The organism is Monashia sp. HAY1-2A, from assembly GCF_056755315.1.
In genome coordinates this window covers 1-250 of record NZ_JBNDHY010000598.1, presented here as the reverse complement: position 1 = coordinate 250, position 250 = coordinate 1, and the positions used below count along the sequence as shown (strand labels likewise).

1 protein-coding gene is annotated in these 250 nt (G+C 60.0%); it reads left to right on the top strand.

Annotated features, from left to right (window positions below; translation table 11 throughout):
• A partial coding sequence (locus ACPYOM_RS23195; protein WP_481347774.1) for an ABC transporter permease subunit occupies positions 1 to 250 on the top strand: 250 nt, incomplete at both ends.

Genomic DNA, 250 nt, shown 5'->3' with positions numbered 1-250 from the left:
CAGTTTATGTTCGCCTGGCCGGGCATGGTGATGGTGACAGTATTCGTCACCTGTCCGTTTGTCATCCGTGAGCTGGTGCCGGTGATGTTGAGTCAGGGCAGTCATGAAGATGAAGCCGCGGTGTTACTGGGTGCGTCCGGCTGGCAGATGTTCCGCCGCGTGACCCTGCCGAATATCCGCTGGGCATTACTGTATGGCGTGGTGCTGACCAACGCCCGCGCGATTGGGGAATTCGGGGCGGTATCGGTGG